This is a genomic window from Halobacillus sp. HZG1, assembly GCF_035818575.1.
GTDB classification, from domain to species: Bacteria; Bacillota; Bacilli; order Bacillales; family Halobacillaceae; genus Halobacillus; species Halobacillus litoralis.
The window spans coordinates 34794-57031 of the sequence record NZ_JAYLVQ010000024.1 but is presented as its reverse complement, the minus strand read 5'-3'; the positions used below and the strand labels follow the sequence as shown (position 1 = coordinate 57031).

General features: G+C 45.6%; 15 protein-coding genes. 13 read left to right on the top strand and 2 right to left on the bottom strand.

The window, feature by feature from the left end:
• Positions 1-140: 140 nt before the first annotated feature.
• From VKA52_RS03335 to VKA52_RS03300, 8 genes are all read left to right on the top strand, one after another.
• Positions 141-980, top strand: coding sequence for a YitT family protein (locus tag VKA52_RS03335; RefSeq protein WP_442788821.1), 840 nt, complete (start codon positions 141-143; stop codon positions 978-980).
• Between the two features lie 51 nt (positions 981-1031).
• Positions 1032-1442 (top strand): c-type cytochrome, encoded by a 411-nt coding sequence (locus tag VKA52_RS03330; RefSeq protein WP_326314176.1) that lies wholly within the window; start codon positions 1032-1034, stop codon positions 1440-1442.
• 223 nt (positions 1443-1665) lie between these two features.
• Positions 1666-2352 carry a cell division ATP-binding protein FtsE gene (gene ftsE, locus VKA52_RS03325; RefSeq protein WP_326314175.1) on the top strand — a complete coding sequence of 229 codons (687 nt, stop codon included), beginning with the start codon at positions 1666-1668 and terminating at the stop codon, positions 2350-2352.
• 426 nt (positions 2353-2778) lie between these two features.
• On the top strand, positions 2779-4278 hold the full coding sequence (locus VKA52_RS03320; RefSeq protein WP_326314174.1) for a S41 family peptidase: 1500 nt from the start codon (positions 2779-2781) through the stop codon (positions 4276-4278).
• 109 nt (positions 4279-4387) lie between these two features.
• Positions 4388-5575: a PDZ domain-containing protein gene (locus VKA52_RS03315; protein WP_326314173.1), complete on the top strand. Its 1188-nt coding sequence runs from the start codon at positions 4388-4390 to the stop codon at positions 5573-5575.
• Positions 5576-5643: 68 nt separating this feature from the next.
• Complete coding sequence (locus VKA52_RS03310) at positions 5644-6300, top strand: AraC family transcriptional regulator (RefSeq protein WP_326314172.1); 657 nt, start codon at positions 5644-5646, stop codon at positions 6298-6300.
• A gap of 211 nt (positions 6301-6511) precedes the next feature.
• Positions 6512-7351 (top strand): ABC transporter ATP-binding protein, encoded by an 840-nt coding sequence (locus VKA52_RS03305; protein WP_146816949.1) that lies wholly within the window; start codon positions 6512-6514, stop codon positions 7349-7351.
• Between the two features lie 154 nt (positions 7352-7505).
• Positions 7506-9578: a PAS domain S-box protein gene (locus VKA52_RS03300; protein WP_326314171.1), complete on the top strand. Its 2073-nt coding sequence runs from the start codon at positions 7506-7508 to the stop codon at positions 9576-9578.
• A gap of 30 nt (positions 9579-9608) precedes the next feature.
• Here the strand turns inward: VKA52_RS03300 and VKA52_RS03295 are convergent, their stop codons facing one another.
• A complete protein-coding gene (locus tag VKA52_RS03295) occupies positions 9609-10259 on the bottom strand; it encodes a haloacid dehalogenase type II (protein ID WP_326314170.1) in 651 nt (216 codons plus the stop codon).
• 76 nt (positions 10260-10335) lie between these two features.
• Between VKA52_RS03295 and VKA52_RS03290 the strand changes: the two genes are divergently transcribed.
• Together VKA52_RS03290 and VKA52_RS03285 are read left to right on the top strand one after the other, a co-directional pair.
• A complete protein-coding gene (locus VKA52_RS03290; RefSeq protein ID WP_326314169.1) occupies positions 10336-10896 on the top strand; it encodes a zinc dependent phospholipase C family protein in 561 nt (186 codons plus the stop codon).
• A 103-nt stretch (positions 10897-10999) separates the two neighbouring features.
• Positions 11000-11887 (top strand): COX15/CtaA family protein, encoded by an 888-nt coding sequence (locus VKA52_RS03285; protein ID WP_326314168.1) that lies wholly within the window; start codon positions 11000-11002, stop codon positions 11885-11887.
• 148 nt (positions 11888-12035) lie between these two features.
• On the opposite strand, the gene VKA52_RS03280 is transcribed toward VKA52_RS03285, so the two are convergent.
• Positions 12036-15239 (bottom strand): DEAD/DEAH box helicase, encoded by a 3204-nt coding sequence (locus VKA52_RS03280; protein ID WP_326314167.1) that lies wholly within the window; start codon positions 15237-15239, stop codon positions 12036-12038.
• A 316-nt stretch (positions 15240-15555) separates the two neighbouring features.
• Between VKA52_RS03280 and VKA52_RS03275 the strand changes: the two genes are divergently transcribed.
• The 3 genes from VKA52_RS03275 (at position 15556) to uvrA (ending at position 22172) form a co-directional block, all read left to right on the top strand.
• Positions 15556-17145: a peptide chain release factor 3 gene (locus VKA52_RS03275; RefSeq protein ID WP_326314166.1), complete on the top strand. Its 1590-nt coding sequence runs from the start codon at positions 15556-15558 to the stop codon at positions 17143-17145.
• A 163-nt stretch (positions 17146-17308) separates the two neighbouring features.
• Positions 17309-19288 (top strand): excinuclease ABC subunit UvrB, encoded by a 1980-nt coding sequence (uvrB, locus tag VKA52_RS03270; protein WP_326314165.1) that lies wholly within the window; start codon positions 17309-17311, stop codon positions 19286-19288.
• A gap of 7 nt (positions 19289-19295) precedes the next feature.
• Complete coding sequence (uvrA, locus tag VKA52_RS03265; protein WP_206948016.1) at positions 19296-22172, top strand: excinuclease ABC subunit UvrA; 2877 nt, start codon at positions 19296-19298, stop codon at positions 22170-22172.
• The last annotated feature ends 66 nt before the right edge of the window (positions 22173-22238 follow it).

The window sequence follows — 22238 nt, the reverse complement described above, 5'->3', positions numbered from 1 at the left end:
TTTACCGTGTTAACACGTTATTCTGCTCTCATTTACAGGAGAATGCCCTAGTGTTATACTCCTTACGGTTTATGGAGAACGATACATAGGGAGAGTCGAACAGCATGATGATGATGGCAAAAAAATATCGTCGGGAGCCGATGCCGCCGGCACTTAGACAAGCACTCGATTACGGGTTAGTTATTCTTGGATCATTTTTCGTAGCGTTAGCCTTCAATTTATTTTTATTACCGAATAACATCGCCTCTGGAGGAGTAGCAGGCGTCAGTACGATTACGAAAGGTGTATTCGGCTGGGAGCCGGGTGTCGTCCAGTGGGTGTTGAATATCCCTCTTTTCATTATGGGCGTTGTTATATTAGGAAAAAACTTTGGTCTGAAGTCGTTCGTCGGGACCGTTACCCTGCCGCTCTTCGTTTTGATGACGAGTGAGATGGCGCCGGCAACACCCAATCCTTTACTTGGCGCGATTTTCGGTGGAATGGGCGTTGGACTAGGACTTGGCATCGTTTTCCGAGGACGGGCCTCAACAGGCGGGATCGACTTAGCTGCTCAAGTGCTGCACAAATTTACACATTTACCGCTGGGTATCAGTGTCGCTTTACTGGATGGTATGATTGTCCTGACATCGGCGATTGTTTTTTCACTGGAAGAAGGTTTGTATGCACTCATCGGGTTATTCGCAACCAGTCGGACGATCGACTTTGTCCAAGTGGGACTGAACACTTCGAAGAACGTGATGATCATTACGGAGGATGTCGATGAAGTGCGTTCGGCAATTTTTAAACAAATCGATCGTGGGGTAACTGTCCTAAGTGGAGCTGGTGGCTACACAGACCGGGAACGCCGGGTCGTCATGTGTGTCGTCCAGCAGAATGAATTCATCAAATTGACACAAACCGTAAAAACGGTTGACCCGGGGGCATTTGTCGTTGCCATGAATGCCACTGAAGTACTTGGAGAGGGTTTCAAAACCTCCTGACTCGGTTATAATATCTCTATATCTCATCAAAATACGAGAGGGGATACTGGAATGAAAAAACTATTTTCTGCCTTGATTTTAGGGCTGATCCTCGTCTTGAGTGCCTGTGGGGGCGGCGGAGACGAAGGAACGACAGATGAAAGTGCGAACGATGAAACGACAGAAGAACAAACCGGTGAAGAGTCCGGCGAAGGTACAGATGAAGGAACGGCAGACAGTGGTGACGGCGAGACGGTCGACACAGCGGCTGCAGAAAAAGTGTACCAAAACAACTGTGCCAGCTGCCACGGTGGTGAGCTTGGCGGTGGAATGGGACCAGCCTTGACTGAAGTAGGTACCAAGTATTCAGCGGATGAAATCGTAGACATCATTAAAAATGGTAAAGGCGGCATGCCTGCTCAAGGTGACGTATCAGACGAAGATGCTCAGCTGGTAGCAAGCTGGCTTGCGACAATGAAATAAGCTTCTGTTGAAAAAGTCTGGTCATGCACCAGACTTTTTTTATGTTTTCACTAAGTCTGGAACAACCTAAGAATTAGCTCTATCATCAAATAACTGACTTGTGAAAAACAAATGTAATAATTTCATGTCTAAATAAATCGAAAATTAATGTTATAATAAATGTGTTTGTAGACAAGAGAGAAGACAACTGACTTAACATTATGAGAGATACAGGTGATTTAACATGATTAATATGCAAGGAGTATATAAAACATATCCGAATGGAGTCACAGCGTTGAACGGACTGGATATCCGTATCGACCAGGGAGAATTCGTCTATGTCGTAGGTCCAAGTGGTGCCGGTAAATCAACATTTACGAAGCTGATTTACAGGGAAGAAAAGCCGACGACAGGAACAGTTCTTGTGAACGACATGGACACCTCCACAATGAAACAGCGCCGCATTCCGGCATTGCGCCGTCAAATTGGTGTCGTTTATCAGGATTTCCGTCTATTGCCGACACTTACGGTTTATGAGAACGTTGCTTTTGCGCTTGAAGTGATTGAAGAAAATCCACAAAACATCCGTCGCCGTGTCATGGACGTGCTCGATCAGGTGCGTTTGAAAAACAAAGCACGCTTCCTTCCGGATGAACTTTCTGGAGGAGAGCAGCAGCGTGTATCCATTGCCCGTGCGATCGTGAACCATCCGAAAGTGCTGATCGCTGATGAGCCGACCGGTAACCTGGACCCGGAGACATCCTGGGAGATCATGCATATCCTTGAAGAAATCAATGAAGCAGGGACAACTGTATTGATGGCGACCCACAGCCAGGAAATCGTGAACACGATCCGTAAGCGTGTCATTGCCATTGAGGACGGGATGGTCGTTCGTGACCAGAGCAACGGAGAATATGGCTACGAAATGTAAAGGCTAGAGACTGTCTCAGTTTGGAGACGGTCTTTTTCTTTTGTTTTTTGGGAAGTGTGGCACCTGCTTCCTTCTTTTTGGTGCCAGGCACTAGAAAGATGATTTTGGTGCCAGGCACCAAAAAGAGGCAGAAGGTGCCAGGCACCAAACAAAGCCTATTCCAAACCTGGCACCGAACGATGAATCACCGGTAAAAGGTACCCCACTTTTAAATTCTGTAGCTGGAAACACACATGAATTTCTCCGATTCTCGTTTCTGGTTTAATTACTGGTAGATAGATAGGTGGGGATGTCCTATAATGAAATGGACATGCTATCGTTATTTTCGGCATATGTTAACTCAGAGAACAATCCTTGATTTACGTTGAAGGCGCTTTTTTGCTAGTATAGAGGAAACATGAAATCCACAATAGAAGGGTGAATGCGATGAATATAAAACCGCGCTACGTTGCGCTGTTGATGGCGCTAGCGGTCCTATTTGGAGCGGCAGGCTCGTACATAGGAATAGAATACTTCGCTGACGGCACGAACGAACAGGCTCAATCTGAACAGTATGCAGATAAAGATGCGGAGAACTTCGGGAGTTTGTCCAAAGAGGAACAAAAGGCATTCATACAAAATATGTCCGGAAACGCCGATTTGAAAAAGGTGGAACAGGCATTTAGTACAATTCAGGAAAATTATGTAGAAGAAGTAGATAAAAACACCCTTGTTGAAGGGGCGATTCAGGGGATGCTCGATACGCTCGAGGATCCATACAGTGTGTATATGGATCCAGAAACGATGGAGCAGTTCAACCAGACGATCGAATCTTCTTTCCAGGGGATTGGTGCAGAAGTGAGCATGGTCAATGATAAGGTGACAATTGTCGCACCTATCAAAGGGTCACCCGCTGAAGAGGCCGGCTTGAAGCCGAACGATCAGATCTTGAAAGTGGATGGCGACAGTGTGGAAGGCCTTGACCTTTATGAAGCGGTTCTGAAGATCCGCGGGGAAAAAGGGTCAGAAGTGACGCTGCAAATTGACCGTCCAGGAGTCAGTGAACCATTGAACATCGACATCACCCGTGATGATATTCCATTAGAAACCGTGTACTCCGATACGAAGGAGATCAATGGCAAAAAAGCCGGTATTATTGAAATCACTTCTTTCTCTGAGAAAACTTCGGATGAATTCCATGAAGCTTTAGAGAAGCTTGAAAAGGATGACATGGACGGGCTGGTCATTGATGTGCGTGGAAATCCTGGAGGCTTGTTCACGGACGTTCAGGAAATTTTGAAAGAGTTCATTCCGAAAGATAAGCCGATTGTTCAGGTAGAAGACCGTAAAGGTGAGAAAACGCGTTATTTCTCTGAAAACGAGGAGAAAAAGCCGTACCCAATTACCGTCTTAATGGACGAAGGCAGTGCATCTGCTTCGGAGATTTTAGCTGCGACGATGCAGGAAGCGGGCGGTTATGATCTTGTCGGAACGAAGAGTTTCGGTAAGGGTACCGTTCAGCAGGCGTTACCGATGGGCGATGGCAGTACCATCAAACTGACCTTGTTTAAGTGGTTGACGCCTGATGGCAATTGGATTCATGAAAAAGGGATCGAACCGACAGTGAAAGTAAAACAACCGGAATACTTTTACACGAATCCCGTAGAAGTGGAAGAATCCCTTCAATACAATGACAATGATGAAAAAGTGAAAAACATCCAAATTATGCTGAAAGGTCTAGGGCATGATCCGGGCCGCACAGATGGATACTACAGCAAAGATACAGAAGCTGCTGTCCAGGCCTTCCAGGAAGAAGCGGGACTTGAAGTGACCGGTGTTGTTGATGAGAAGACCGGCGGCAAGCTTGAAGAAGCGATTATAAAAGAAGTGCGGGACGAGAAAAACGACAAACAAATGCAGAGAGCGGTCGAGGTCTTGTTTCAATAGGCAGGAATTTGCCGCTGGATGACGAATTATATCCGTAGTCTGTGACTGCGGATTTTTTCGTTATTGGGTAGAGACACAAGAGTGCGGCACGACTGAAAGGAGAATCATGTTGGACGTTTGGTTGATGGAAGTTGCAAAAGGAATGGGGATGATGGTCACTCTCCCATTTTTATACATAGCACTAGCGATGATTTTCATCGTATCCGGAAAACGAGTCAAAGAGGAACGAGCGGCTTTTGGCACACGAATCTTTGACCGCTTTACCGAATGGAAAGGAACGTGGGGAACGGCCCTCATAAGCGGCTTGGTTTTATCTGTGTTGGCGGTTGGTGGAGGTGTGGTATTCAGTTACCCGTTGCTTCTTCTCATAGCTGGGATTCTGCTCCTTGTCAGTTTAACTGGACGATTGAGCTGGTACTCGTCTGCTTATACGCTGGGATTAAGTTACCTGGTTTTGCTTGTCATCCCCTATTTACCTGAATCTGTGCGTAGTTACGAATGGATCGGTGTTCTCCAGGAAACGCCTCTTCACACACTGGCCGTTGTAATGGCCGTTCTTTTATTAACCGAATCGATCCTGATGCTACGTACAACAGCCTCTCTTACGTATCCCGAACGGTTGAAAGGGACGCGTGGAATGTGGATTGGCCAGCACAGGTCAAGAAGGATGACGATCGTTCCGTTTCTCGCGTTGTTTCCAGGGGGCATGATTGAACCTTTTGCCCCGTGGTGGCCGCTTGTTTCCTTTGGTGGAGAAACGTATGGGTTGATTCTTATTCCATTTGTTATGGGGTGGGAATGGAAAGCTCGCGGGCAGTCTCCTGTGGTCGCGGCAAAAACGATGGGGCGGCATGTTTTCCTACTCTCGCTCCTCGTGCTTGGACTAGCTATTGGAAGCTTTTTCATAGGTGTGCTGTCCCTTGCAGCTGTAATGATCGGCTTGATTGGCCGTGAATTTATATTCGTGCTGCACCGGATGCGCGAAGAGAGAACACCGTTCTTTTCTTCTACGAAAAAGGGCATTCGTATTCTGGGTGTCATACCGAGGAGTCCTGCTGATCAAATGGGACTCACACCTGGGGAAGTCATCGAACGAGTGAATGCAATCCCTGTAAGGACAGAAAATCAATTTTATGAAGCCCTTCAAAATTCAGGGGCGTTTACAAAAATGGAAGTACGCGATGAATGGGGAGAGAACCGCTACGTGCAGCGGGCGATGTATGAAGGTGAACACTATGAACTTGGACTTGTGTTTGTGGAACCGGCCACCCATGAAGCATCTTTGGGCATTTTCTAAATAATTGGAATCGGAACGGTTATCTGGGCCTCGAAGATAACCGTTCTATTTTTAAAGGGGGAGTTTCGGTGCAGACGTTACATATTTTGAATGGAGAAGAAATGGAAAAGGCTTTTCAACGCAAGGGACTTTTAGAAGGTGATCCCATGATTCCTTTCAATGAAGCCATGTGTGCGGGTGAGACCTGTGAAACCATATTCTCAGACCGATTTATAAAAACAAGGGCTTTGACCCATGGCGTTTCTGAAAGTGACTACAGACGGATCACTGTAGAAAAACTGGAGGCTGTGTTCCATGAAGGACGAGATCATCTTCAGTTATGGTTTGATGAAGATATGTTCTGCCAGATCAATCTTCTTACTCTCCTGGCCTGGCTTGATCAAATCGGTTATGAAGGAAAAGTCGAACTTCGTATAGTCACTCAGAAGTTCGATCCTCTCGCCTCCTATACTCTTCATGTAGATGGATATCTATCGATGTATAAACAGGTCCTTATAAACCGGTCGACTCCGGCTGAAGTTTCTCTTCCCCCGCTTAGCAAGGGCATCAAATTGTACTTGAAATACAAGGGCAGAGATAATGAGCTTGTCAGATTCATCGAACATCATCCAGATTTATCAGAGGATAAGCTTGTAAAGCGGATGATTGAAACTTTTCAGGAATATGGACTGGGAGACGTTCAGTACATGCAGTTGATCCGAAATGTAAGAGCTTCTGAGAGGTGAAGGAGGCTCTTTTTGATTGAAGGAAGATGTTCTCATTTACTGGTGACGTGCATACAATTTTCACAGTTCAGTGATGAAAATGATTCTCAAATTCATTGACAGAGTGGAAACGAGCCCATAAACTAGATAGTAGAGAAAATATAGAATTCGTGATTTTTCGTGTAGCTCCAACAGCGATAGATTTCGTGAGACATAAAGGAGAGGTCAGATTATGGATACCCTGTTGGCGAATAATTTAACTTTAGGCTATGGAGATTCCATCATCATAGATTCATTAGATATTACGATCCCGAAAGGCAAAGTCACTGTACTCATCGGTGGAAACGGTTGCGGCAAGTCCACGTTGCTTCGTTCGATGGCTCGTTTATTGCGTCCAAAATCAGGAGAAGTCGTACTGGATAGCGCAGATATTTCCAAGATGCGTACGAAAGATGTGGCGAAAAAGATGGCCATTCTTCCGCAAAGTCCGACAACTCCTGAAGGTCTCAGCGTCTATCAGCTTGTAAAGCAAGGCCGTTATCCTTATCAAGGGTTCGCCAAACGCTGGTCGGACGAAGATGAGAAAGCTGTCACGCGTGCGCTTGAAGATACGAACTTGATGGAGTTGAAAGACAGAACGGTTGATTCTCTATCCGGAGGTCAGCGTCAACGTGCGTGGATCGCGATGACTCTAGCTCAGGATACAGATATTCTTCTATTGGATGAACCGACGACTTATTTAGATATGACGCACCAGATTGATATTCTTGATTTGCTCTTCGATTTGAATCAGGACAATGGACGTACAGTAGTCATGGTGCTTCATGATATTAACTTGGCCTGCCGTTATGCCGATCATATCATCGCCGTAAAAGATAAAACGGTCTTCGCACAAGGAAAGCCTGAGGATGTTGTAACTTGTGACATGATGCAGCATGTATTCGAAATGCTTTGTGATGTAAGAGAGGACCCTCTTTTCGGTACACCGATGTGCATCCCCCATGGCAAAGGGCGCTGTTTGATCAAACAAGCGCAGGCGGAAGCTCAGGCTCAACAAAAACAAACGGTATAACTATTAAAAGCAATGTGCGCTGCACATTGCTTTTTTTCTTATCTGGAAAGGATTTCTGACTTTTTTGGTAGAAAGATACATAGAGAAGCAGGAACCTAACATGATAACATGGTATACATGTGTAAATACGATTTTATGATTGAGGGGATAATCCATGGAACGGGTGAAAGATTGGATGGATCAGGGGATCATAGCAGGGATTGCTGACCGCATTCCCCATGAACACTTGTTGCATATGCTTATGGATGGAATATCCGACTATATCTTTTTTATGGAAGTCGTCGGTGAGAGACGGTTTAAATATGTATATATGAATGATTCTGCGAAAAACCATTCCCCGATCAAAGGTGCGGGATGGGAAGGTAAATACATAGAAGACCTCCTAGGTGAGGAACAAGCCGAAGATTTAATTGAGGCCTATGAAGCGGTCGTCAGAAAAAAAGAGCCGCTGACTTACGAAGATGAAATTCTGGTCAATGGAAAACTGTTCAGAGGCCATTCTGTGCTGACTCCGACCATGGACGAGTCGGGAGAAGTGACGCACATTGTGTCGATCACGAGAAACATTACAGATGTGATTGAAAAAGAGCGCGACCTCAGCCGGATCAATGCTATGTATCGTTCCTTAATGAAGGATACGACAGATGCGATTTTAATTGTCGATACGGCGGGCAACATTTTGGAAGCGAACCATGCATTAGAAGAACTGTACGGATATACAAAAGAAGAGATGCAAACCTCTTCTTTTCCTTTTATACCCTCGAACAGGAGAGAAGAAGCGCAGGAACTTGTTCGTAAAGGGAAGGAAAGAGCGATCTCCCGGTACGAAACGGTCCGTCAAAGAAAAGACGGGACACTCGTGGATGTTTCCATCAGCATTTCTCCGATTCAGAACGAGGACGGGGAAGCGATCGGACTCAGTTCCATTGTAAGAGACATTTCCAAAGATAAGGCCGCTCAGCGGAAGCTGGAAGCGAGCAGATCCCGCTATCGATCGTTGTTCAAACATAACCCGCAGCCTATTATGACGCTTACTTTCCAAGGGCTGATTAAAAAAGCGAACCGTGCGACATTGAGCCTTTTGAAAACAGAGGAGGAGACTCTTGCGCAAACGTCTATTATCGAATGGGTGCCAGAAGAGCAGCGAACTTGGTTGAGAAAGCAGTTGTTAGAATCCTTTTTCCATAAAGGAACCCGGTTTGAAACGAGTTTTTGGATGGATGGTGAAGAACGTATTCTAAGAGTCTCTCTCGTTCCGATTATTAACGAGGGGCAGAAAGAAGGAATTTACGCCATTCTTGAGGACCGGACGGAACAAGAGAGGGCTGATGAGGCTTTAAGGCAGAGTGAGGAAAAGTTCCGTCTGATAGCGGATCATTCCAATGATTTAATATCGGTTTTCTCACCGATGGGAGAACTGGTTTACGCGTCTCCATCACAAGAGAAATTCTTAGGCAGGGCCCCGAATGAAATGACTTCAACAGAACTGCAGCAGCAGCTCGAGCCTGCTGATTTAACTAACCTTACTCATGCCTTTAAATGGAGTGAGAAGAGCAAAGAAGCGTTTACGGTTTCCCTGACATTGAAAAGTCAGAATGGAGAGCCTGTCTGGTTTGAATGCAGGGGGACGCCGGTAGTCAGTGAACAGAATCATGTCAGCCATTTCGTCATTGTGGCGCGGGATATTTCCGAGCAGAAAAATTATGAGGAGAAACTTGAGCGTTTTGCTTTTTACGACTATTTAACAGGTTTGCCGAACCGGCGACTTTTTGAAGACCGGGTCGAGCAGGCCATTGCAAAAGCAGAACGGTCGGGAGAGTCATTCGCCCTCCTTTATTTAGATGGGGACGGGTTCAAGTGCATCAACGATGAATTCGGCCATGAAATCGGAGACGAATTTTTGTGCCGTGTCGGCCAGCGGATGAAAGAGTGCATCCGGTCGGGAGATTCGGTCGGACGAATCGGCGGCGATGAATTTGCGATTCTACTGGAAGACATGGCGGATCGTGATCAAATGTATGAAGTCTCTATGAGAGCTCTCGAGAAATTGAGAGAACCGTATATAGTTAAAGGAGAGGAAATCCGTTCCTCTTTCTCCATAGGCGTTGCCTGTTATCCAGAAGGCGGACAAACCTTGGATGACCTTTTCCGGTCAGCAGACAAGGCTCTTTATAAAGGGAAGCGGGACGGAAAAAATCAGGTGCGTTTATATGAGAATCATCGATAAAAAGCGGAGCCCCTTGAGGCTCCGTCTTTTTTATTCTGGAATTTCATTAAGGTTGTTAATGGTGTGCGTTGGGTTGATTCCTAGTTCCGGCCATTTTTGCTGCTTTCGGTTCACCCAGGCTGTATGGAAGCCGTAGGAAGCTGCCCCCGTAATGTCCCAGGGATTACTTGAAAAGAAAAGGATCTCTTCTTTTTCAAATCCCAGCTGTTCGTGGGCGTAGCTGTAGGCATTCGGGTGAGGCTTGAACACTTCAATATCATCAGCGCTGAGTAAATCAAAGTCGTCTTTCAACTGATTGTTCTCTAAGAGAGGCTCTAACATCGAACGCGTCCCGTTAGAGAAAATGGTAAAGGTTTTCTCTTGATGATTTTGCTTCAAAGAAGGGACCTCATCGTAAGGCTGAAGTTGTTCATATTCGTGCATCAGGTCTTCCACGACATCAGGTTTCACATCCACATTACTATAAGCGAGGGCATCTAAAAGCGCCCACCTGGTAATGTCGGTGAATGGCTTGTATCCTTGGATCAACTGCCGGACAAGGAAATAGTGCACCTGCCGACTGCGCCACTCTTCACTCACTTTGGGACCTTGGTCAGGGAAAAATTGATGAATCTTTTTCATGACGCTATGAACGTCAAACAACGTTCCATACGCATCGAAAACATAGGCTTTATAAGTCATAGGTTCAGACTCCTTTCCATGGATTAGATTCCCCCTGGTGAATCAGGGTAAACAAGAAGTTAGGGGAGGGAGAAGAATGAATACACTGCACCATGGCTACTGGACATTTTTTGCAACAAGAAAACAAAGGTACACCGGCTGGTTTATTTTCGGGAGCCTATCACCGGATATCGTGTATTATGTCATGTTCCTTTATTTAAGTGTAAGAAGACAGGCCTGGCAGGTGATGGACGACGCCGATCCGATGCGGTCTTTATTTGGTTTAGTTCATGATTTGTTTGAGCATCCGGTCGTTTTTATTTTGCGTCATGCTGGGCATTCGTTGTTTATATGGGGGATCTTTTTTGTACTTGTTTTAATTTGGAAAGGAAGAAGTCTCTCGATGTGGACCGCTTTTTCTTATGGGTGGCTTGGGCATGTGATCCTTGATATTCTTACCCACCATGATGATGCGGTTCCTATGTTTTATCCGATTAGCAGCTATACGTTTAAAAGCCCTGTTTCCTACTGGGATGATGACCATTATGCCAACGTTTTTTCTATGGTCAATACCTTGCTGATTGCGGTTTCTCTCCTCTATCTGCTCATTAGGAAAATCAGGAAGAAACGCCGTTCACAAAAAGTTCATGACTCATGACGGCGCTTTCCTTTCTCTATCATCTAAAATTCATGATATGATTTACTTAGGAAACAAACAATATTCATGACACCATGATCATAGATAGAGAAAGGGTAAGACGATGAAGAAATTTTCAATTCTAACAACATTCGTTACGTTTCTCGCGTTGATCCTCGGAAACCTGGTCGTTGCGACAGATTCAGGGGACGCGTGTGGGACGACGTGGCCGGTCTGTAATGGAAAGATCTTTCCTGATATTACGGACTATCACGTCATTATAGAGTATTCACACCGTTTGATGGTCCCATTGCTTATCATGCTAACCGGCCTCAACGCTGTTGGTGCGATCTATAAATACCGCAAAAACAAATCTGTATTTATTTTAGCTATTCTAAGTTTGGCACTGCTTGTATTTCAGTCTATGGTAGGTGGTTTAAACGTCCTTCTTGGCACACCACCTGGGTTTACGACGTTCGATGTTACTTTCAGTCAACTGCTGTTAATCGTTCTAGTGTTGTTGAGTTACAGTCTGCATGAAAAGAAGATCGAGCTGAACCGGACGAGCTGGGCATCGGTATCCATGAGTTACCGCGCTTTCTTGATTGGTTACATCGCCTATATTGCTCAAGTCATTCTCGGAGCATTCTTTAAGCATAGCCGTGCAAGTAACGTCATGATGGACATTCCAGCGATGGAGTACTTGATCACAAGTGAATCTGTGGCGAATGCTGTGTATTCCTTACACTGGGTGGCTACCTTTGTGGTCATTGTCGCCGCGATTTGGTTCGTCATTTATGCATCAAGGTTCAAATACCATATCGCGTTATCCTGGGCCTATTTGATCTCGCTTCTGCTGAATGCAGTGGTAGGATTTATTATTGTCGTTACAGGAAACGTCGTCCTCGCTTCATCCATGCACATGCTCATTTCCACAGTGACAATGGTCATCGGAGCGTGCATCCTCGGAGGATACTGGTTCAAACTGCAAAAGAAAACAGTGAAAGCATAAAAGGAAGCTGCCGTGTAAGGCAGCTTTTTTTGAGTTTGTATGGAAATTTCTGTATGACCTGGTCTAGAACTTTGTTCCAGACCAGGTCATACAGAAAATACCAATTGAAAAATAAGCAAAAGAAAAAGAGCCGTTTGGGAACGGCTCTTTATTGGAAGAGTTGTTTGATTTCTTCTTCGCTCAGGGAAGTCAGCATGGATTCGCCTGGTTGGATGATTTGGTCAACGAGATCGCGTTTCTTTTGTTGAAGCTGATAAATGCGCTCTTCGATTGTCCCTTCGGATATCATCCGGATGACCTGCACGACTTTTTCCTGACCGATACGGTGTGCACGGCCGGCCGCCTGTTCTTCGATGGCCGGGTTCCACCAGAGGTCGTAGAGAATGACAGTATCTGCGCCGGTGAGGTTCAGACCGGTTCCTCCTGCTTTCAAGGAGATGAAAAACGCATCTTTTTCCCCTTCGTTGAAAGCTTCGACCATCTCCATTCGTTTTTCTGATTTGGTGCTGCCATCTAAGTAGAAGGCCTGTAAGCCATCTTTGGTCAGTTCATCGTGCATCTTGGTCAGCATGCTTGAAAACTGAGAGAAGATCAGCAGTCGGTGCCCACTTTCTTTCAGCTCACGCGTCAGTTCTTTCAACTGTTCAAGCTTTCCTGACTGTCCTTCGTAGTTTTCAAGGAACAGACCGGGGTGACAGCAAATTTGACGCAGTCTCGTAAGCCCAGCAAGAATTTCAAGTTTTCCTCGCTGGATCCCCTTCGTTGCAATCGTCTCCTGGATGTCGTTTTGAATCCGCTCCAAGTACGCAAGGTACACTTCTTTCTGTTCCCGTGTCAGCTCTGAATATTGGACCGTATCAATCTTATCCGGCAGCTCATCGAGCACTTCTGTTTTCATCCGGCGTAAGATGAAAGGTCGCGTCATCAGAGAGATTTTTTCCGGCTTCAACTGCAAAAACTTTTTCTTACTGGTGAAAAATCCTGGCATAATTGTACGGAACAGGGACCAGAGTTCCTGCAGCGAATTCTCAATAGGTGTGCCACTTAAGGCGAAACGGTGTCTCGATTTAATTGATCGAACGGCTACAGCTGTTTTCGTTGTTTCATTTTTGATTGCCTGCGATTCGTCTAGGACCATCGCGTGAAACTTTTGCTCTTCATAGGAAGTGATGTCCTGCCTGAGCAATGGATAAGAGGTAATCCAAACATCCTTAGCTGCCGCTTCGTTCAGTGCTTCCTGCCTCGCTGAAGGATCTCCGGTCAAAATCTGCACTGACAATTGCGGAGCAAATTTCTCAAGTTCCTTTTTCCAGTTGTACACAAGAGAGGCAGGAGCAATGATGATGGCTGGGTCAGTCATCTTCCCTTTCAACTTTTCATCCAGCAGGAAAGTGATCGTTTGAATGGTTTTCCCTAAGCCCATATCATCCGCGAGTACTCCGCCTAAGCCGTAATGGCTGAGCATCTTCATCCAGCGAAAGCCGGTCAATTGGTAGGGGCGTAAGTCCGCCTGCAGGCCTTCCGGAGGATCAATCTCAAAGGATTGAGGTGATTTCAGCCGATCGACAAGCTCTTGGAAAAGCTGATTTCTTTCTGCTTCACTTGGATTCAGCGCATCTTCCACCTGCAAGCTTCGTGCTGTTGAGACTTGAAAATGGTTGTCTTCTAAATCCTTCGTGCTTAAGTCAAGATCATCGACGAGTTTTTGAAAACGATCGAAGGATTCACTCGTTAAAGCCATGAGCGCACCATCAGACAGGCGGTAATACTTTTTCCGTTCAATGACGGCTTTAAGTGCTTCTGTAACATCGTCATCACTAATGCCCTCGATAGTAAAATTGATATCGAGCCAATTGCCGTCGCTCTCCAGTTCAACCGACGTCTGCAGTTCAAGGGGGCGATCTTCTACAAGAGAACGGACCGAAGACGACAAGTAAACGTCACTATGTTCTTTCAGCTTTGGTAAGTAGTGATAAAGGAATTGATCAAGCTTGTCTTCGTCCTCTATATAGACCATTTCTCCATCAAATTTGAACTCGGCAAGTTCAATGATCTGCATGATTTCCTGCTCTGTCTGTCGATCCCGTCTGACAATGGTTTGATTACTCAATGGCTGTTCATTGAAGGGATCGATGGTCAAGTCACCATATTGAAAGTTCACATCAAGCGTGAGTGTCCACTGTTGAAAATCCAAGTAGGTTTTAGCAACGAGCGACTCCTGCACAATTTTTTCCTGAGCGGAGCGATCAAGCTGGACATCTGCTATGGTTTCAAGTTCAGGAAGGACATACGACACAATCCCTTCCATATCATGATGGCTTACGGTGTGGCTGCCATTTGAATTGTAAGGAAGGATGGTGTAAAGCGTTTGAATAACTTCCTCCTGCTTAGCATCGACGGGATAAAAAGTTCCTTGCTTATAAAGAAGATGGTAATCCGACAGGTAATCGTAATCTTTCAAATGGTTCATGTGCATATGAAAGTGGCCTCGTTCTTCAGAAACGTAAAAAGAAAGGTCCGGGAACTCCTCTTCGAAACGGATGATTCCCACGTTTTCCCCGCGTTCCATGACCTCTGTCTGCTGCTTTTCTAAAAGAGGGAGCAGTTGGTCAGCAAGTGTGGGAGAAATTTTTAATACTTTTGGTTCGGCCGAATTCCACTGCTGCTCATAAAATTGCTCTTGTTCGTAGGCAAGCTGTAAAAGCCTTAAAATTTCTTTGTCATCAGCAGAAAAGGAGTGTTCTGCCGGATCGTACGTGAACTTCTTAGTAATGCGGTACGCTTGATTTTTGCGGATATGATCAAGCAGCTCGCGAATATTTTTAATCACATAGGGATAGTTTTCCCCGAGCTTCATTTCCAAGCCGAGACTCTTAGAACCGAGAATGGATTGAAGGTGAAGGTAATATTGGATTTGAAGAGGCTTCTTCAAATCCTCCCCGCCACGATTTTCCTGCCGCTGTCTGAACGCTTCGAACAAGCTGACCGCAAACATCCGGTCCTGATTCGTCAGACCGGACTGCGATTTCCGCCCCTTTTCTGCTAGTTTCGGTGCCAGATCCTCTAATGTCTTTTCCCGGATGGCAATCAGGACGGCAGCAATATGTTTGCAGGTATAATAGGTGGAATAAGCCGCACATTCGCACGTCGCTTCCACATCTTCGTCCTCAAAAAAGAAGACACGGACTTCATAGTCGTGTGTACCTGCAACGACCGCCCGCCATGAACGAATCGCGCTATTATGAGAAAGGCCGTACACTTTCCCCCGGTCGAAATATTGCTTCCCGCGTGTGTAAAAAGTCTGACCAGTGATTTTCTTTATATCGTTCGGTTGTAATAAGTAACTCTGCATAACTGGCATCCTTACTATCGTTTTTTTCCTATTATAACAGGTTTCAACACCCAAAGAGAATGAGAGGGTTTAGGAAGAAGTGGAAGGTCGGGTTATCCATAATATGGATGACCTGGTACACCAATATTTGGAAGGTGTTCGTATTTGTGATTGATTTTACAGGTGGGTTATGCTAACTTTCAAAGTATAATCAAAAAATTCGACGAAGTCGCTTGAGTGTGTGAGCGCTTTTTTTATGGAGTGAATCTGCCAATGTAAAACGTATATCCTACCCAGCCTAATGTATTGAAATTCTTAATAAACGGAGGATATCACGATGAGTCAAATACAAGATGAAATGAAAAAGCGCCGTACGTTTGCTATTATCTCCCACCCGGACGCCGGTAAAACAACGATGACGGAGAAAATGCTATTATTCGGAAACTTGATCCGCTCTGCAGGTACGGTCAAAGGGAAGAAATCTGGTAAGTTTGCTACATCCGACTGGATGGAAATTGAGAAACAGCGTGGAATTTCTGTCACGTCCAGTGTGATGAACTTCCCTTACAAAGATTATCAAGTAAATATTTTGGATACACCCGGACACGAAGACTTCAGTGAAGACACGTACCGCACATTGACGGCGGTCGACAGTGTTGTCATGGTTATTGATGGCACAAAAGGGATTGAGGCGCAGACGCTCAAGCTCTTTAAAGTTTGTAAAATGCGCGGCATCCCGATCTTCACTTTTATCAACAAAATGGACCGTGAAGGCCGTGAGCCGTTGGAATTGATGGAAGAAATTGAAGAAACCCTAAACATCGAAACGTATCCAATGACCTGGCCGGCAGGTATGGGCAAGCGCTTCTTAGGCGTTTTCGACCGTGAAAATGAACAATTTGTTCATTACACAGGGAACGAGGCAGAAGAATATATTCCTTACAGCGAACTTGACCAGCACCCTGAGTTGACGGAGAATGCCACGTTCCAGGAATCGGAAGAGGAAATGGAAATGGTCGCTGAAGCTGGAGATACCTTCGATATGGAAAAAGTGATGCGCGGCGATCAGACGCCTGTCTTCTTCGGAAGTGCTCTTGCTCCATTCGGGGTGGAAACTTTCTTCAATTCATTCATTGATATGGCCCCTGAACCGGCACCAAGAAAATCGACAGAAGGTATTGTTTCTCCAGATCATGAAGAATTCTCTGGTTTCATCTTTAAAATTCAGGCGAACATGAATCCGCAGCACCGCGACCGGATTGCTTTCGTTAGAATATGCTCCGGAAAGTTTGAGCGTGGGATGAACGTGACGCTCTCCCGTACAGGAAAAACGTTCAAGCTTGCTCAATCCCAGCAATTTGTGGCTTCTTCCCGTGGAACCGTAGAGGAAGGGTATGCCGGGGATATTATCGGAATCTATGATCCGAACGTCTACCGAATCGGAGATACGATCGTAACTGGTAAATCCAGCTTCGAGTACGATGAGCTTCCACAATTCCCACCTGAACTATTTAAGAAAGTAACGGCGAAGAACGTCATGAAATCCAAGCAGTTCAGAAAAGGGTTGGAACAGCTTGTGCAAGAGGGCGCCATCCAGTTGTTCAAACGCTATCGTTTCGAAGACTATATCATCGGAGCGGTTGGTGAGCTTCAATACGAAGTCTTTGAATACCGTATGAAGAACGAGTACAACGTAGATATTGAGTTGACTCCTCTAGGTGAGCGTATTCCTCGCTGGCTGCAGGAAGACCAGGTCGATGAATCGCTGTTTGATGAACGAAACATGCTTGCAGAAGATCGTGAAGGCAACCCGCTTGTCCTCTTTAAAAACGACTTCTCCCTACGTTGGTTCAAAGATAAAAATCCAGATATCGAACTGACCGACCTGTTCGAAGTGAACGAATACAACCAAACGTTGAATTCCTAATAAGCGAAGCACTTTGCGTAAAAGCAAAGTGCTTCTTTTTATTGTTGAAATGGGATAAACTGGATGACCCAAAGGCGAATGTTTGTTCGTTCGATGTTAGAATGGTAAACTGTTGTGGTAAACTAAAAAGTACTAGTATAGACAATGAACGGAGGTTTTCGTCGTGGAGGAGAAGTTTGAATTAGTTTCACAGTACTCACCTCAAGGGGATCAACCGCGAGCGATTGAGGAACTTGTTCAAGGAATTGAACGAGGAGATAAGCATCAGACATTGCTCGGGGCCACAGGTACAGGGAAGACATTTACGATGTCTAATGTCATTGAGCGGGTGAATAAACCGACACTGATCATTGCCCATAACAAAACGCTTGCTGGACAGTTATATAGTGAGTTCAAAGAGTTCTTCCCGAACAATGCTGTCGAGTATTTCGTCAGTTACTATGACTATTATCAACCAGAAGCTTATGTGCCTTCGTCAGATACGTTTATCGAAAAAGATGCGAGCATCAATGATGAGATTGATAAATTACGTCACTCAGCGACCTCTGCTCTTTTTGAGCGGAACGATGTCATCATCGTTGCTAGTGTTTCTTGTATCTATGGTCTCGGTTCTCCCGACGAATACCGCAGTCAGGTGCTATCTATAAGATCGGGAATGGAAAAAGACCGTGACGAGTTATTAAGAAATCTTGTAGATATCCAGTATGCAAGGAATGATATCGATTTTCAGCGCGGTACATTCCGGGTTCGTGGGGATTCGGTTGAAATCATCCCGGCTTCAAGAGAGGAACATGCCATGCGTGTGGAATTTTTCGGAGATGAAATCGACCGCATCCGCGAAGTCGATGTTTTGACTGGAGAAGTGATCGGTGATCGGGACCACGTCGCGATATTCCCTGCCTCACACTTCGTCACCCGTGAAGAAAAATTGAAAAAAGCGATTAAAAATATAGAAAAAGAATTGGAAGTCCGTCTGAAGGAATTGCGTGATCAAGATAAATTACTGGAAGCCCAGCGCCTTGAACAACGGACGAATTATGATCTCGAAATGATGAATGAAATGGGCTTCTGTTCCGGAATCGAAAACTATTCGAGACACCTGACATTCAGAGAAGAAGGGGCCACGCCTTATACCCTGCTTGATTATTTTCCTGATGATTTCCTCATGATGGTGGATGAGTCACACGTTACTCTTCCTCAGGTAAGGGGGATGTACAACGGGGACCGAGCGAGGAAACAAGTACTGGTGGACCATGGTTTCCGACTGCCTTCAGCCATGGATAACCGGCCGCTCATGTTTCCTGAATTCGAAAAACATATCAATCAGATTGCTTATGTTTCTGCGACCCCGGGTCCTTATGAAATCGAGCATACACCGAAAATGATTGAACAAATCATTCGACCGACCGGACTGCTGGATCCTGAAATTGACGTCCGTCCGATTCATGGTCAGATTGATGACCTTGTCGGGGAAATCAATAAACGAAAAGATAAGAATGAACGCGTCCTCGTGACGACATTAACGAAGAAAATGTCTGAGGATCTGACCGCTTACCTTAAAGACTTAGGGATTAAGGTTGCTTATTTACACTCGGAAATCAAAACACTGGAACGCATTGAAATCATACGTGACCTCAGGGTCGGTAAATACGATGTCATTGTCGGAATCAACCTGCTTCGTGAAGGACTGGACATTCCGGAAGTTTCCCTCGTCACCATCCTGGATGCTGACAAAGAAGGATTCCTGCGTTCCGACCGCTCCCTTATCCAGACGATTGGTCGAGCGGCACGTAATGAAAACGGTCGAGTGATTATGTATGCGGATAAGATGACAAAATCCATGCAGTTTGCGATTGATGAAACTTACCGACGCCGTGAAAAACAAATCGCTTATAACGAAGAGCATGGTGTCACACCGAAAACGATCAAGAAGGAAGTGCGTGACGTCATTAAAGCGACGAACGTTGCCGAAGACGAAGCTGGATATGATACAGGTAAGAAGCCTTCAGAAATGACGAAGAAAGAACGTCTGGAAATGATCGACAATTTGGAAACCGAAATGAAACAAGCCGCACGCGACCTCGATTTCGAACGGGCAGCCGAACTGCGTGATGTGCTGTTGGAATTAAAAGCGGAGGGATGAGAAGAGTATGGTCAGCAAACATATCAGTATTAGAGGAGCACGTGCTCACAACTTGAAAAATATCGATATCGACATCCCGAAAAACAAACTGGTCGTCATGACCGGTTTGTCCGGTTCGGGGAAGTCTTCTTTGGCCTTCGATACGATTTATGCGGAAGGACAAAGACGGTACGTTGAATCACTAAGTGCCTATGCCCGACAATTTTTAGGCCAAATGGACAAGCCCGATGTGGATTCCATCGAAGGCTTGTCCCCGGCAATCTCGATCGATCAAAAAACAACGAGTCGAAACCCCCGTTCAACCGTAGGTACGGTAACAGAAATCTATGACTACCTGCGCTTGTTGTTCGCCCGTATCGGTCGCCCGACCTGTCCGAAGCATGGCGTGGAAATCAGTTCACAAACGGTTCAGCAAATGGTTGACCGGGTGATGGAGTATCCAGAAAGGACGAAACTCCAAATCCTTGCCCCTGTGGTTTCTGGTAGGAAAGGTGAACATGCCAAAGTCTTTGAGCAGCTCCAAAAGGAAGGTTATATCCGCCTTCGTGTTGACGGGGAAATGCGCGAAATTTCCGAGGAAATAAATCTCGAAAAAAATAAAAAGCACTCGATTGAGGTCGTCATCGACCGAATCGTCGTGAAAGATGGTGTGGAAGGCCGACTATCTGACTCTATTGAAACAGCGCTTAAACTTGGCGGCGGCCATACAATTGTGGATGTAATCGGAGAAGAAGAGCTGATGTTCAGTGAACACCATGCATGTCCAATCTGTGGGTTCTCTGTCAGTGAATTAGAGCCAAGAATGTTTTCATTCAACTCTCCGTATGGAGCTTGTAACCGTTGTGACGGTTTAGGAACACAGCTTGAAGTGGACATTGACCTGGTTATCCCGGATTGGGGCCGCTCTTTGAATGAGCATGCGATTGCTGCATGGGAGCCACAAAGTTCTCAATACTATCCACAGCTTCTGAAAAGTGTTTCCGATCATTACGGCATTGATATGGATAAACCATTCCGTGACCTGCCTGAAGAGCATAAAGAAAAAGTACTTTATGGCAGCGGGGAAGATAAAATCTACTTCCGCTATGAAAATGACTTCGGAAAAGTACGTGAGAACGATATTTTCTTCGAGGGTGTCATTCCGAATATTGCTCGTCGATACCGTGAAACGAGCTCGGATTATATCCGTGAACAGATGGAGAAATACATGGCTCAAAAGCCGTGTCCAAAATGTAAAGGAAATCGTCTGAATGAAGAAGCGCTCGCGGTCTTAATCGATGGAAAGCATATCGGGATCACGACTGATTATTCTGTGACTGAAGCGAAAGAGTTCTTCGAAGCTCTTGAGTTGACGGAGAAAGAAGAAACGATTGCCCGGATGATTCTGAAAGAAATCTGTGAACGCCTCAGCTTCCTCGCGAATGTGGGGCTTGATTATTTAACCCTTTCTCGTTCGGCAGGGACCCTATCCGGTGGTGAGGCTCAGCGTATTCGTCTGGCCACTCAAATCGGTTCAGCCCTTACCGGCGTTTTATATGTACTCGATGAGCCTTCCATCGGTCTTCACCAGCGGGACAATGACCGATTAATCAATACACTGAAGCGGATGCGCGATCTTGATAATACGTTGATTGTCGTCGAGCATGATGAAGATACGATGCTGGCAGCGGATTATTTGATTGACATCGGCCCGGGAGCCGGGGCTCACGGGGGAGATATAGTCACTCAGGGAACTCCTAAACAGGTTATGAAAAGTCGTAAATCTTTGACAGGTCAATATCTTTCAGGCAAAAAGTTCATTCCTCTTCCAGCGGAACGTCGGAAGGCCGATGACCGCTTCCTGCGAATTAAAGGAGCAGAAGAGAACAACCTTAAAAAAGTGGATGCAGAAATCCCGCTTGGAGTGTTCACTGCCGTAACAGGAGTTTCTGGTTCCGGTAAAAGTACACTTATTAACGAGATACTGTACAAGTCCCTTTCTATGAAGCTTCACAATGGCAAGCAAAAACCAGGAAAGCATCAGACGATTGAAGGTATGGAACATCTGGATAAAGTGATTGATATCGATCAATCTCCGATCGGCCGTACTCCACGTTCCAACCCGGCTACCTATACGGGTGTGTTTGATGATATCCGTGACGTATTCGCGCAAACGAACGAAGCGAAAATCAGAGGATATAAAAAAGGCCGGTTCAGCTTCAACGTAAAAGGTGGACGATGTGAAGCCTGCCGTGGGGATGGAATCATCAAGATTGAAATGCACTTCCTCCCAGACGTTTATGTCCCTTGTGAAGTCTGTGATGGGAAAAGATATAACCGTGAAACACTGGAAGTGAAGTATAAAGGCAAGAGCATTGCCGATGTTTTGGGAATGACGATTGAAGAAGCGCTTGATTTCTTTGCTAACATTCCTAAGATTAAACGCAAGCTGCAAACGGTCGCTGATGTAGGCCTGGAATATATCAAACTCGGCCAGCCCGCCACTACTTTGTCGGGAGGAGAGGCCCAGCGTGTGAAGCTCGCAAGTGAACTTCACCGCCGCTCGAATGGAAAGTCCTTTTACATTTTGGACGAGCCGACAACCGGCCTTCATGTCGATGACATATCAAGGTTATTGAAAGTGTTGCAACGACTTGTAGACAATGGGGATTCGGTCTTGATCATTGAGCATAATCTTGATGTCATTAAAGAAGCCGATCATATCATTGATCTCGGACCAGAAGGTGGAGAAAACGGAGGACGCATTATTGCAAGCGGCACTCCGGAACATGTATCAGAGCAGGAGATCTCTTACACGGGACGCTATTTAAAACCGGTTCTTGAACGCGACAGAGCGCGGATGGATAAGAAAATGAACGCGCGTGAAACCGTAGGGAACAAGTAGATGTTTTGACGCTTGTCTCTAAATTGAGTATCGTTAAACAAGAATCGTTTGACGGGAGGAATACGA